Consider the following 13237-nt stretch of genomic DNA (forward strand, 5'->3'; position numbering starts at 1 on the left):
CGCCGAGCGTCCGGGAGACGTTCGTGCAGGTCAGCGCGTGAGGACGGTGGATCCCGTGAGGACGTGGACCGGGGTCGGTGCGGACGTCACCGAGGCGGTGCCGTCGATGGGTCGGTAGGGGAGCCCCGCGATCGTGTACTCGCCGGTGTAGGTGGTGGTGAGGGTGATCTCCCGGTCGCCCGCTGCGGTGTACGTGTGGGTGAGGCTCTGGTGCGGGTAGGGGTTTCCGGGATCCTCGGTGGGCCCCAGGGTGGAACCGTCGCCGAACGTCCACGTCCAGCTCGTCGGCGTGGCGCGGATGGTGACCGGGTAGCCCAGGATGGTGGTGTCCCGGGTGACCGTCCCCGCGGTGGTGTGCAGGATCAGCGGGACGTTGAGCAGGGCCTCGCCGCCGTCGGGTTGGAGGTTCACCGGGCTCGCGGGCAGCGGGACGCGGCGCAGGTCGGCCTCGGTGACGGTCGGCAGGACGACGGGTTCTGCGGTGGTTGCGTCGGTCGTGCAGGAGTTCCCCTGGTTGACCCAGCGGACGTCGTCGCCGGTCCGGGTCCAGGTGGTGACGAGGAACTGCCCGGGCGGGCAGTTCGCGATGGAGGCCCGGCAGGTGTCGGACCCGAAGGAGCCTTCCGGGCCGTTGCGGCCGCAGGCGGGGGTCTTGGAGACCTGGACCGGAGGCCCGGAAGTCTTGGACGGTTCTTGTCTTCGTGTCGGCTCTCTGCTGGCTTTCGCGGTACCAGCGCCAACCTCAACGGAGCCTCCGGAAGCGCGACCCCAGGAGTTTCTGGCTGCTTCTGCAGCTGGGAGCGGCCCGAGGACGGAGATGAACCCAAAGGCGACGATGCAGGCGGCCTGCATCTTGCTTGTCACTCTGCCTCCCAAACGATCCAATGGCCGTCGATCCATTTCAGCCACAGGAAGAACGTTTCCCCTGTCAAACCAGGCACTTGTTCGATCTCGTGACCCGAAGCATCGACGATGACGTGGGGAGGTCTGTCGACGGTGACATCCATCTGGATCTCGCCAATCGCAGGATCCCAGGATCTGAACCACGTCTCGCGAAACCGAGTCTCCAAGCCGACGTGTTCGTATCCGTGGGTGAGGTAGCCGGTAATTTCTCGAATGTCGTAGTCGCAGCCAGAGCAGCCCGAGTCTGAGATCGAATGTAATAGCGCTACGTCCCCGGTGTTCCTCGAGTAGTTGAGGACCTGGATGTAGTAGCCGGCGAAGGCGCTCGCACCGTCCTGGGTGAACGTGGTGCCCAGTTCGGACAGCTCTGGGACGGGTAGCGATCGTGTCGTGGTCGGGTCGCTCCGCGGCGAGGTCTCTTGCGTCTCCGACGGCGTCGGCGTCGCGACGGGTCCGCTCGTCGCGGTGGTCGTGGACCTCGCGACGGGTGCGGCGACGGTCTCGTTCGAACACCCGACGAGCAGGCCGGTGGCGGCGAGCGTGACGAGGGGTACGGCGGCGCGGTGGAGCTGGATCACTGCGGCACGGTCGCACGGCCGGGGCTCTCGCAGGCACCGCCGGACGGCGTCTGTGGACAACCTGTCGGCCGTTCGGGTGACCTCTCGCGAGCGCTCACCCTCCGTCCCTGGGGAGAGACTCTCCGCTCTGTGGATGACCCGGTTCACCGTTGACGACCCCTGAGTGGGGTGGTGTAGCTTCGAGTTGCGTTCGAACCGGTGTTCGAACGTGGTGACCGCCCGGTGGCGCGGTCCGGGGGGAGGGGAAGCTCCGCGGGCCGCGCTCCGGGTGTGTCGTCGCGGGCCGCTTCCCCCGGCTCGCCGCGCTGCGGGTGATCCACCGCAGCGCCGGCTCGAGTGGGGAAGGTGACAGCGGTGCGACGGTTCTTCGACGAGGTCCACGTCCGGTCCGGTGCGGTGGGGGAGGCGCCCGACGAACCCGTCCAGTTCGTCTGGCACGGACGGCTCTACGTCGTGCGCACGGTCCTGTCCCGGTGGCGTGAACGCAGCGCCTGGTGGGAGCACCCGGCCGTCGCCGCCGTCCACGGGGACGGCCCGACGGGCGGTGGCACGGCGACCGCGGTCCGTCCCGTCCTCGAGATCGGCGACCTCGAACGCGAGGTCTTCCGCGTCGAGGCCAGCGTCGGGCGCTCCGGTGCGGTCGGTGTCTACGACCTCGCCCGCCGCGTCCCGCCCGGAACGGCGGCTGTGTCGGAGGGCGCTGCTACTCCTTCTCCTGACGGATCGGACGGCTGGCAGTTGCTGCGCGTCAGCGACTGAACCGCCGCCCGACCTCACTGCACCGCACCAGACCGACCGATCACGGAGGAGAACGCGATGCCCGCCACTCTCGACGTCCCCCAGGGTCTCCCGCGCCCGCTGACCACTGCCGCCCTCGACCTGCTCGAGCGCTGCGAGGACGAACTGCTCGTCGCCCTGCGCTCCGACGACACCGCCGAGCGCTACGTCCACGCCCACCTCGCCGCCCTGCGCGCGGGCGCCGCCCTCGTCGCCGTCCACGGACGTCCCACCAGTCCCCGGCGCAGCGGCCCCCGCAGCGTCTGGGAGATGCTCCCCGCCTTCGACTCCGCCCTGCAGGAGTGGGCTGAGCGGTTCGCCGCGACCGCCCCGCTGCGTTCCGCGGTCGAGGCCGGCCGGACCGGCGTCGTCGACGAGGCTGCCGCCGAGGAACTCCTCGCCGACGCCGAGCAGTTCCATCGCGTCGTGGAATCGTTGCTCGGGCTCAGCGCCCTCCCGCTGGCCGGCTGAACGCCGCGGGCGACCACCGGCGGACGCGCCCGCGACCCAGCACCTCGCACCACTCCGCTCGGCCTTCCCCACGGGCGCGTTCTCGAAGGACGTCCCCATGCGCACCACCGCAACCTCGAACTCCCCGTTCACGCACCTGCACGTGGCCTCCGGCTACTCGCTGCGCTACGGCACCTCCACCCCGACCGCTCTGGTCACCCGGGCCGCCGAACTCGACATGGCGACCCTCGCCCTCACCGACCGCGACGGTCTCTACGGCGCCGTGAAGTTCGTGCGCGCCTGCAGCGAGGCGGGGATCACCCCCGCTCTCGGCGTCGACCTCGCCACGGCCCCCAGCGGGCTGGTCGACGGTCTGCCGGCCTGGGCCGACCCCTCGGTCGCAGTGCGCCGCACCACCTCCGGCAACCCCACCCGCGGTGGGGCGGTCGTCGACCCCCGGCTGCCCCGGGTCACCGTGCTCGCCCTCGGCGCCGACGGCGCCGGCGCCGCTCGCGGCTGGGCGGGGTTGTGCCGGCTGGTGAGCGAGACCCACCTCGGCGGGGTGCGCGGAGCCCCGATCAGCAGCCTCGAACTCGTCGCGGCGAACGCCGTCGACACCTCGGGTCGTCCGGCGCTGGTCGTGCTGCTGGGCCCGGGGTCCGAACTCGGGCGGGCGGTGCTCGCCCGTCGCGACGACCTCGCCCGGTCCGTCCTGCAGCGGTGGCGGGACCGGCTGCCCGTCGGTTCGCTGCACGTCGAGGTGGTCTGCCACCACGCCCCACCGGGAACGGCGGGCAGCGTCGAGCACGCCGCCCGGATGCTGGGCCTGGCCCACGAGGTCGGGGTTCCCGTCGTCCTCACCGCCGCCGTCCGCTCCGCCGGAACCGACGGGGCACCCACCGCCGACCTGCTCGACGCGATCCGCCGGCTCGTCCCGCTGGGCACCCGGCACCTGGACCGGACGACGGGACAGGGGCACCTGCTGCCCACGGCCGACATGGTCCGGACGGCGGCCGACGTCGCCCGTGCCGCCGGCGACCTCGGCTGGGCCGCGGAACTCCTGAACGCCACGACGACCCTGGCCGAGCGTCTCTGCCTCGACCCGGCCACCGACCTCGGCATCGGCGCCCACCACCTGCCCGACCGGGAGGCCCTGGGGCTGGCGCCGGACGTCGAGGCGATCGCCGTCCTGCGTCGACGCTCCGAGGCGGGCATCTCCCGGCGCTACCCCGGCGCCGACCTCAAGCTCGAGGCCACGGTCCGTCGCCGCCTCGACGAGGAGCTCGACATCATCGGGAAGGTCGGTTTCGCCAGCTACTTCCTCACCGTCGCCGACGTCTGCGACCTCACCCGGTCCCTGCACGTCCGGGTCGCGGCCCGCGGGTCCGGTGCGGGCAGCCTGGTCAACCACCTGCTGGGGATCTCCGACGTCGAACCCCTCGAGCACGGCCTGCTCATGGAACGGTTCCTGAACCCCCGCCGTGGGCAGCTGCCCGACATCGACCTCGACGTCGAGTCCGCCCGCCGCGAGGACGTCTACGAGGCGATCCTCGACCGCTTCGGCGGCGAGCGCGTCACCTGCGTCTCGATGATGGACAGCTACCGGGTGCGCCACGCCGTCCGCGACGTCGGTGCGGCGCTGGGTCTGCCGCCGGGGGAGGTGGACGCCATCGCCACGGCGTTCCCGCACCTGCGTGCCCGCGACGCCCGCAACGCCATCGCCGAGCTGCCCGAGCTGCGGCGCAGCGGGTTGGGGGAGGAACGCCTCGACGTCTTCTTCGACCTCGTCGAACGCCTCGACGGTCTGCCCCGCCACATCGCACTGCACCCCTGTGGGGTCGTGCTGTCCAACCCCACGCTGTTGGACCGGACCCCGGTGGAGGCCAGCTGGAAGGGTTTCCCGATGAGCCAGTTCGACAAGGACGACGTCGAGGACATGGGGTTGCTCAAGCTCGACGTCCTCGGGATCCGGATGCAGTCGGCGATGGCCTACGCGGTGCAGGAGGTCGCACGCGTCGAGGACGTCACCCTGAACCTCGACGACCGCGAGCAGGTGCCGCTGGACGACCCGGCCACCTACAAGCTGATCCAGTCCACCCGCACCCTCGGCTGCTTCCAGATCGAGTCGCCCGGCCAACGCGAACTCGTCGGCAAGTTCGCCCCCGCCACCTTTCACGACGTCATCGTCGACATCTCGCTGTTCCGGCCCGGACCGGTGAAGTCGGACATGGTCAACCCGTTCCTGCGCGCCCGGCAGGGGTGGACGCAACCGGAGTACCTCGACGACCGGCTGCGCCACGTGCTCGAGCAGACGTACGGGGTGGTCGTGTTCCACGAGCAGGTCATCGAACTCATCCAGGCCACCACCGGCCACGACCTCGCCGTCTCCGACGAGTACCGCCGCCACCTCGGCACCCGCGCCGGTCAGGAGGAGATGGAACCGCAGTTCAAGCGCCTCGCGATGGAGCACGGCTACCCCGAGGCGACGGTGGACCGGATCTGGGAGGTGCTCACGGCGTTCGCCTCGTTCGGGTTCTGCAAGGCCCACGCCGCCGCGTTCGCCCTGCCGACCTACCAGTCGGCGTGGTTGAAGGCGCACCACCCGGCGGCGTTCCTGGCGGGGGTCCTCACCCACGACCCGGGCATGTACCCGAAACGACTGATCCTCGACGACGCCCGCAACCTCGGCATCGAGGTCCTCGGCCTCGACGTCAACGCCTCGGGTGACACCTACCGCATCGAGCGCGTGGCCGTCCCCGAACCTCGGACCGGGCAGAGCGGTCAGGAACTCCTCGACCCCTGGCTCGGTGGCCGTGGGGTGCGCAACGCCGACGGCCTGGGGGAGGGCATCGCGGACGGGACGGGGTTCGGCATCCGGCTCTCGCTGACCGACGTCAAGGGGATCTCCGGGGCCGAGGTGACCCGCATCGTCGCCGGCCGGCCCTACCGGTCGTTGGCCGACCTCTGGCAGCGGGCCCGGCCCACCCGGCTGATCGCCGAACGTCTCGTCCTCGCCGGCGCGCTGGACTCCCTGCACGGCATGCGCCCGGTGGGGCGGGCCGGCGACGCCGCCCCCCGACGGGGCCGCACCACCCGCCGCGACCTGCTGCTGCAGGTCGCCGAACTCGACCGCTGGAGCCGCTCGCTCACCGGGACCACCACCACGCGCGCCCGCAGGACCGCCCCGCGCAGCGGCCCCCTCGACGTCCGGGCGGCTGCGGCCGCGCAGTCCCGGGCCGCCCGGCCCGTCGACGACTCCGCCCGCACCGTCCAGCTCGCCCTCGACCTCGGGGACGCCCCCGAGGAGGTCGCGCTCAGCGGGTTGCCCGAGATGACCGGGGCCGAACGGGTCCGGGCGGAACTCGACGTCCTCGGCCTCGACGTCAGTGCGCACGTCGTCGACTTCTACGCACCGCTGCTGCGGGCGCTGCAGGTCACCCCGGCCCGTGATCTGCGGTCGCGGCGCAACGCCGCCGAACTGCTCGTCGCCGGGGTGAAGGTCGCCACCCAGACCCCGCCGGTCCGCTCCGGGCGGCGTGTCGTCTTCCTCACCCTCGACGACACCACCGGCCCCCTCGACGCGACCTTCTTCGAGGACGCGCAGGGTCCCTACGCCGCGACGGTCTTCCACTCCTGGTTGCTCGTGGTGCGGGGGGTGCTGCGCCGCACCGGCCCGCGCGGGGTCTCGTTGCGCGCCACCGGCGCCTGGGAACTGCCCGCGTTGTGGGACGCCTGGACCGAGGGCGGGATCGAGGTCGTGCGCGACCTCATCACCAGCGCCCCGAACCCCGAGTACTCCCGCGCAGCGACCGTCGGCGCCGCCGCCAGTCGTTCCTCCCGCCCGGTGATGACCCCGGCCCCGCACGCCGAGGAGCACGGTTCCGCCGGGGGGATGGGCACCCGACGCGTGCTGGTGCACGCCAGCGGGTTCCGCCAGTCGCCCTACGCCGACCTGAGACCGGCGGGCGAGGACACCCGCAACTCCCGGTCCATCGGCCGGGCCGCGGCTCCCGAGGAGGACCGGGAGGAGCCCCCGCGCAAGCTGTGGCACTCCAGCCAGGGCAGTTCGGGGTGGTGACCGGGATGGCGGACGGGCACGGCGGTACGGGGTGTCTAGGGTGGGGAGGCGCAGCACCGACCGGACGAACCGCACGACCCTGGAGGAACGAGTGGCGAAGGAACGGGGCCGTCCCCGCACGTCGACGGTCCTCTGGGAAGGGGTCGCACGCCTGCTCGAGGCGGCCGCGGGGTCCGGAGGCTCGGGCAGCGCTGAACTCACCGTCGTCGACCTCGGTGGCGGCACCGGCGGGCTCGCCGTGCGGGTCGCCGCGCTGGGTCACCGGGTCGTCGTCGTCGACCCCTCGCCCGACGCCCTCGCCGCGCTGGAGCGCCGCACCGTCGAGGCGGGGTTGTCGGACCGGGTCCGTTCCCTGCAGGGCGACGCGTCCGACCTCGCCGCCGTCCTCGAACCCGGCAGCGTCGACGTCCTGCTCTGCCACGGAGTCCTCGAGGTCGTGGACGACCCGGCCGCCGCGCTCCGGGCCGCGCACACGGTCCTGCGCCCCGGGGGCCGGCTCAGCCTGCTCGTCGCGCAGTGGCCGGCGACCGTCCTGTCCCGCGTCCTCGCGGGTCACCTCGACCAGGCGCTGCACGTTCTCTCCGACCCCGACCACCGCTGGAGCGGGCACGACCCGCTGCGCCGACGCTTCGACCGCGCCTCGGCGACGGCCCTGGCCGAGGCGGTCGGGTTCGACGTCACCGCGGTGGAGGGAACCCGGACCTTCAGCGACGTCGTGCCCTCGGCCGGCACCGGGTCCGACGACGCCCTCGCCCTCCTGCGCGAGCTGGAGTCGCGGGCCTCGGCCTCACCGGAGCTGCTCGGTCTCGCCGGCCACCTGCACCTGCACGCGACCCGCTGAACTGCTCCCTCCCACGGGGAGGGGGCGGTGAGCCGCCGGCAGCTGCGGCGTCCCAGCGCGCCCGGTGGCTGGGGACTGGAGGACGACGACTCCGGCTGCACGGTGCTGCACGTCGACATGGACGCCTTCTACGCCTCCGTCGAACTGCTGCGCCGTCCCGACCTGGTCGGCACCCCGGTCATCGTCGGCGGCGGCAGCCGCGGGGTGGTGCTGTCCGCGACCTACGAGGCCCGCCGCTACGGAGTGCACGCCGCCATGCCCATGGCCCGCGCCCGGCGGTTGTGCCCGAGCGCCACCGTCCTGCTCCCGCACCACGAGGACTACTCCCGGATCTCCGCGGGGGTCATGGAGGTGTTCCGGTCGGTCACCCCGCTCGTCGAACCGCTCAGCCTCGACGAGGCCTTCCTCGACGTCTCCGGTGCGCTCCGCCGCCTCGGCCGCCCGGCCCAGATCGGCGCGGCCCTGCGTGACCGGATCGCCGACGAGCAGGGCATCACCTGCTCCGTCGGGGTCGCCTCGACGAAGTTCGTGGCCAAGCTCGCCTCCGGTGGGGCCAAACCCGACGGCCTGCTGGTCGTCCCGCACGCCCAGACGGTCGCCTTCCTGCACGCGCTGCCCGTCTCGGCGTTGTGGGGGGTGGGGGAGCGCACCGAGGAGGCGCTGGCCCGGCTCGGCCTGCGGACCGTCGCCGACATCGCCCACACCCCGGAGTCGACCCTGGTGCGGGGGTTGGGGGAGGCCACCGGCAAGCACCTGCACGCCCTGGCCTGGGGCCGCGACGGACGTCGGGTCGTGGCGGCCGCTCCCGAACGCAGCATCGGTTCCGAGGAGACGTTCTCCCGCGACGTCGACGACCCCCGGGTGGTGCACCGCGAACTGCTGCGGCTGGCCGAGCGGACCGCCTCGCGCGCCCGGGCCGCGGGGATGGCCGGACGCACGGTCGTCCTCAAGGTCCGCTTCGCCGACTTCACGACGATCACCCGGTCCCGCACCCTGCGCGAACGCACCGACGTCACCCGGGAGATCCACACGACCGCCCGTGACCTCTTCGACGCCCTCGCCCTGGACCGCGCCCGGTTGCGCCTGGTCGGGGTCCGGCTGGAAGGGCTGGCCGACGCCGCGACCCAGCCGCGCCAGCTGGTCCTCGGGGAACGGGCCCACGGGTGGCGCGACGCCGACGGGGCGGTCGACCAGGCGGGTGCCCGCTTCGGAGCCGGGAGTGTGAGACCCGCCACTCTCCTCACCCCCCGGTGATCGCCCGACCCGGGGGAGCGTTTCCGGTGGCCATCCGGCACACTCGTCTGACCTGCGGTGGAACCGACTGCAGAGCTGCGTCGTTCATCCGGCAGAGGTACGAGACACGCCAACAGCACCACGGCACGACGGTCGGTACGCGACGATGTGGTAAGCCGAGTTTCGTCCGCAGCCGCGGGGACATATCCTTGAAGCTCAACGTGCGCACGCCAGGAGGTACAGGTGCCGCTCTCGGAACATGAGCAGCGTCTGCTCGAGCAGATGGAACGTGCGCTGTCCGCGGACGATCCCAAGTTCGCCAACGCCATGAAAGGTTCTCGTCACGGACGCGCCGCCAAGCGGCGCCTCTTCATCGGCATCGCTGCCGTCGTGGTGGGTCTCGTGCTCCTCATCATCGGGGCCAGCATGAGTCTGATCTGGCTGGGAGCAGGCGGTTTCATCGTCATGCTCGCCGGCACGATCTGGGCCTTCTCGCCGGCTCGGGGAACGTCGGGGACCGCCGCCGGACAGCCTCCCGCGAGTGGCCCACGCCCGACGCGACCGGCCAAGTCGCGGAAGAGCGGGTCCTTCATGGAACGCCTCGAGCAACGGTGGGACCGCCGACGCGGTCAGTGGTGATCCACGCCGCACCGGACCCGGTCCGGTGCGGACCACACGCAGAACACCAGGACGGGCGCCGCGAGATCCTCGCGGCGCCCGTCCTCGTCGTACCCCGGTGAGTCGGGGACCGGTCAGTCCCGGTCCCACCACGCCAGCAGCCGACGCACCCCGGCCATCGGGAACAGCCGCGCCCGCCACCGCTGCCACCGCGACCGGCTCGCCGCCACGGTGTCGACCACGACGTCGACCTGGGCGCGGACCAGGCGCCCGGTCTGGGCCGCCGTGCGCGACTCCACCAGCACCGAACCCGCCGCGGTGGGCCGGGAGCCGAAGCGGTTGCCCTCCACCGCCGCGCGCATCCGCTGGACCTCCTCCGCCGCGGGCGAGCCGGGAACGGTGAACGCCAGCAACTCCGCCGCCCGCTGACGGGGCGTCGTCGACGGGGACCAGTGCACCCCCAGGTCGTGGACCCGTTCCTCCAGCTCCGACCAGGCCGCCTCCGCCGAGGAACCGGTGTCGTGCACCCCGGCCCACCGCCGCCGCCCGGTCACCACCGCCGACACCCACGGCGTGAGGACCAGCAGCACCAGCAGCAGGGCCCCGAGGATCCACCCCCACGGCAGCGCGGCCACCCGGCCCCAGCCGGTCAGCGGCGCAGCGTCAGCCGCGCCGCTCGCGGTCGCGGTCGAGGTCGAGGAGGTCGCCGTCGGGGACGAGGCGGACGGCCCGGCGACGGGCGCCGAGGTCGAGGAGGACGGAGCCGCGGTCGGCACCGGGGTCAGCGGCACCGTCCAGGACGGCGACCGACCGGTCCGGGTGGCGGGCGTGGGTTCGAAGCGGGTCCAGCCCACCCCCTCGAAGTACAGCTCCGGCCAGGCGTGCGCGTCCTGCGCACTGATCCGCCAGCTGCTGGTGCCGTCGTCGCCGCCGGTGGAGTTCTCCTGACCCGGTAGGAACCCGATGGCCACCCGGGCGGGGATCCCCAGCGAGCGGGCCATCACGGCCATCGCCGAGGCGAACTGCACGCAGAAGCCCGACTTCTGGGTCAGGAAGTCCACGACCGCACTCGTGCCGCCGTCGTTGGGGGCGTCCGTCGAGTAGGTGAACCCCCCGGTGGAGCGGAGCCACTGCTGCAACGCGGCGGCCTGCTCGTAGGGGTTGCTCGCACCGCCCGTGACCTGCTGGGCCGTCTGCTGCACGACCGGGGGCAGGTCCTTCGGCAGCTCGGTGTAGCGCGACTCGATGTCGCCCGGTGCCGCGGGGGCGGCCCGCAGCTGGTCCTCCGTCGGCGTCACCTCGAGGTGGTTCACCGTGTAGGAGCGGCCCCGGGTCGTCTCACCGTCGCCGACGACGTTGAGGCTGTCGGTCTCGTAGAGCCAGTCGCCGTTGATGGCGACCTTGAGGCTCGGGTACGGCAGCGGGAGGTACGTCTGGTCCAGCCCGCGCACCGAGATCGAGGTGGTGCGCACCGTCGAGGCGTCGCGCACCACCTCGGAGAGGCCCGGCGCGGGGGACAACCCGTCCTGCACCCGCTGGCTGCGGGGGATGTCCGCCCCCGTGCTCGGCGCCCAGGTCTCGCCGTCGAACACGTCGGCGGTCACGATCCGCAACGGCGCGGGATCGGGCTGGTCGGTCCGGTACGTCAGGATCGTGGCGTCCGACCGCGCGCCCAGGCTGGCCTTGAGGTTCAGGATCGGGTTGATCACCGCGATGGTGTCGCCCGGGCCCGTGTCGATGGTCAGCGGCCGTTCGTCCAGACCCGGGACCGCTGCGGGCACGGCGATCGCGGCCACGAGCGCGACGGCCGCCGTGGCGCTCGCGGTCACCCCTGCGACCGAACGGCGGGCGGACCCGGCCGGGCGCAGGAAGGCCCCGCGACGGTCGCTCGCCAGCAGCACCAGGAACGGGATGCTCGCGATGACGAAGGTGATCGCCCCCGAACCGCCGGGGGCCAGGGCCAACGGCACCGCCATCACGACGAGCAGCGGCAAACCCGCCAGCGCGGGCCGTCGCAGGGTGACGGCGAAGAGGTCCACGGCGAGGGCCGTGAGCCCCGCACCCGTCACCAGCAGCAACCGCAGCCCCCGCAGGTCGACGGCCGGCACGCTGTAGCGACGGATGACCTGCACCCCGTCGGTGGCCAGCTGCACGAACCGGCCCGGGGTGCTGGGCGTGGGGACGACCCCGAGCAGGGTGGTGCTCCCGCCGAACAGCACGAGGAGCACCGCCAGCAGGACGAGGACCTGCACCCCGACGGCGAGCCCCCGACGACGGAACAGCCCCCGGACCAGCAACCCCGAGGCGGTCACGGCGCAGACCATCCCCAGGGCCCCGACGACCCACCCGGAGGAGACGACGAGCGGACGCAGGGTGAGGACGGCGGCGGCGCTCGCGACTCCCGCCCACAGGGCCGTACGGGCACTTCGGGTCACGGGGTGACCTCCTGGTCGGTGAGCGGGGTGGTGTCGCTGACGCCGGCGGCCGTGCCGGAGGAGACCCCCGTCGGTACTCCCCGCGCACCGGTGCGGGTCAGCCTGGCCCAGACGTCGGAGACGGGGTCACCGGGACCGGCGAGCGCGGTGCGCCAGCCGGCCCGGGCCAGGACCAGGTGCGCACGCTGCAGACCGGCGCCGTCCTCCGACGGCCCGGGACTCGCCCAGGCCGCGGTCCGTTCCAGGATCGCCAGCGCGGGCACCCCGAGCGGGCGCGCAGCCAGCAGCGGAGCGACGTCGTCCTCGTCGACGGCACCGAGGACCGCGACCAGCAGGGTGGACTCGGCGCGACCGAGGGCGGCGGTGGAACGCGCCAGCCCGTCCGGCGAGCCGGGCTGCAACCGGGCCAGCGAGCGCATCAACCCACGGACGGCGGAGGTGTCGTCGAGCTCGCGCGGGGGGTCGAAGGCGCCGTCGTGCAGCAGCCGGACGCGGTGCCCGCGCCGGTGCAGGTGCACGGCGGCCGAGGCGGTCAGGCTGACCGCCCACTCCAGCGAGGAACCCGCGCCCCGGCCCGCGTGCGCCCCGGCCCGGCTGTCCAGCAGCAGCACCACGTCGGGGCGGCCCGGGTGCTCGTCGGAACGCACCATGACCGACCCGCGACGAGCGGTGGAGCGCCAGTGCACCCGACGCAGGTCGTCGCCGACGCGGTACTCCCGGATCGACAAGTCGTCGGGGGAGGCGGCCGCCGAGGCGCTCGCGGACGAACCGCGGGCTCCACCCAGCTCGCCGAGGGTGAGGTCGGCCAGCGGGTGGACGCGGGGCAGGACGTCGAGGGTGACGCTCTCACCGACGGTCCGGCTGGCCGTCACGAGCCCGAACACGTCACGGGCGATCAACGTCGCCGGTCCGAGGGGGTAGGACCCCCGGACCTCAGCCCTCACCGTGTACTCGAGGTCGAGGGTCTGGCCCTCCCTGAGGCGCGGCACGGCGAGGCGCGCCGTCCCACCGAGCGTCAGTGGAGCCTGGTCCTCGACCACGAGGCGCACGCCGGACCGCGACCGGCCGAGGACGGTCAACCGCACGGTGCTGGAGACCCCGGCCTCGACCAGTTCGGACTTCGACCTCGCCACGAGGTCGAGGGTTCTCGCGCTGCGCACCGACGACCAGCCGGCGACGACGAGGAGCACCGCCAGCAGGACCCCCACCCGCAGGATGTCGCGCTGCCCCAGCACGGGGGCGCCGATCAGCAGCACCACCGCGACGCCGGCGAAGGACCACCCCCGCGCGGTCGGGCGCAGACGAACCGGACCCTGGTTCACCG

General features: G+C 73.2%; 10 protein-coding genes. 6 read left to right on the forward strand and 4 right to left on the reverse strand.

All coding sequences use genetic code 11. From position 1 onward, the window contains the following. Nucleotides 1–30 precede the first annotated feature (30 nt). Both OG218_RS23695 and OG218_RS23700 read right to left on the reverse strand, forming a co-directional pair. Complete coding sequence (locus OG218_RS23695; protein ID WP_328295675.1) at nucleotides 31–864, reverse strand: PKD domain-containing protein; 834 nt, start codon at nucleotides 862–864, stop codon at nucleotides 31–33. Then, nucleotides 861–1481, reverse strand: coding sequence for a DUF6318 family protein (locus OG218_RS23700; protein WP_328295676.1), 621 nt, complete (start codon nucleotides 1479–1481; stop codon nucleotides 861–863). Before OG218_RS23700 ends, OG218_RS23695 begins: the two co-directional genes overlap by 4 nt. A gap of 354 nt (nucleotides 1482–1835) precedes the next feature. On the opposite strand from OG218_RS23700, the gene OG218_RS23705 reads away from it, so the two are divergent. The 6 genes from OG218_RS23705 (at nucleotide 1836) to OG218_RS23730 (ending at nucleotide 9499) form a co-directional block, all read left to right on the forward strand. Then, nucleotides 1836–2240 (forward strand): DUF6504 family protein, encoded by a 405-nt coding sequence (locus OG218_RS23705; protein WP_328295677.1) that lies wholly within the window; start codon nucleotides 1836–1838, stop codon nucleotides 2238–2240. A gap of 57 nt (nucleotides 2241–2297) precedes the next feature. Continuing rightward, a complete protein-coding gene (locus OG218_RS23710) occupies nucleotides 2298–2729 on the forward strand; it encodes an SAV_6107 family HEPN domain-containing protein (RefSeq protein ID WP_328295678.1) in 432 nt (143 codons plus the stop codon). Nucleotides 2730–2826: 97 nt separating this feature from the next. After that, complete coding sequence (locus tag OG218_RS23715) at nucleotides 2827–6786, forward strand: DNA polymerase III subunit alpha (RefSeq protein WP_328295679.1); 3960 nt, start codon at nucleotides 2827–2829, stop codon at nucleotides 6784–6786. 91 nt (nucleotides 6787–6877) lie between these two features. Further along, complete coding sequence (locus OG218_RS23720; RefSeq protein ID WP_328295680.1) at nucleotides 6878–7627, forward strand: methyltransferase domain-containing protein; 750 nt, start codon at nucleotides 6878–6880, stop codon at nucleotides 7625–7627. Nucleotides 7628–7654: 27 nt separating this feature from the next. Next, entirely contained in the window at nucleotides 7655–8881 is a 1227-nt protein-coding gene (dinB, locus tag OG218_RS23725) for a DNA polymerase IV (protein ID WP_328295681.1), read from the forward strand. 222 nt (nucleotides 8882–9103) lie between these two features. After that, nucleotides 9104–9499, forward strand: coding sequence for a DUF3040 domain-containing protein (locus tag OG218_RS23730; protein ID WP_328295682.1), 396 nt, complete (start codon nucleotides 9104–9106; stop codon nucleotides 9497–9499). A gap of 113 nt (nucleotides 9500–9612) precedes the next feature. On the opposite strand, the gene OG218_RS23735 is transcribed toward OG218_RS23730, so the two are convergent. Together OG218_RS23735 and OG218_RS23740 are read right to left on the reverse strand one after the other, a co-directional pair. Continuing rightward, nucleotides 9613–11913: a transglutaminase family protein gene (locus OG218_RS23735; protein WP_328295683.1), complete on the reverse strand. Its 2301-nt coding sequence runs from the start codon at nucleotides 11911–11913 to the stop codon at nucleotides 9613–9615. Then, a complete protein-coding gene (locus tag OG218_RS23740; RefSeq protein WP_328295684.1) occupies nucleotides 11910–13235 on the reverse strand; it encodes a DUF58 domain-containing protein in 1326 nt (441 codons plus the stop codon). The genes OG218_RS23735 and OG218_RS23740 overlap by 4 nt, the downstream gene beginning before the upstream one ends. Nucleotides 13236–13237: the final 2 nt, after the last annotated feature.

Origin of the sequence: Kineococcus sp. NBC_00420 (genome assembly GCF_036021035.1) — a bacterium.
GTDB lineage: Bacteria > Actinomycetota > Actinomycetes > Actinomycetales > Kineococcaceae > Kineococcus.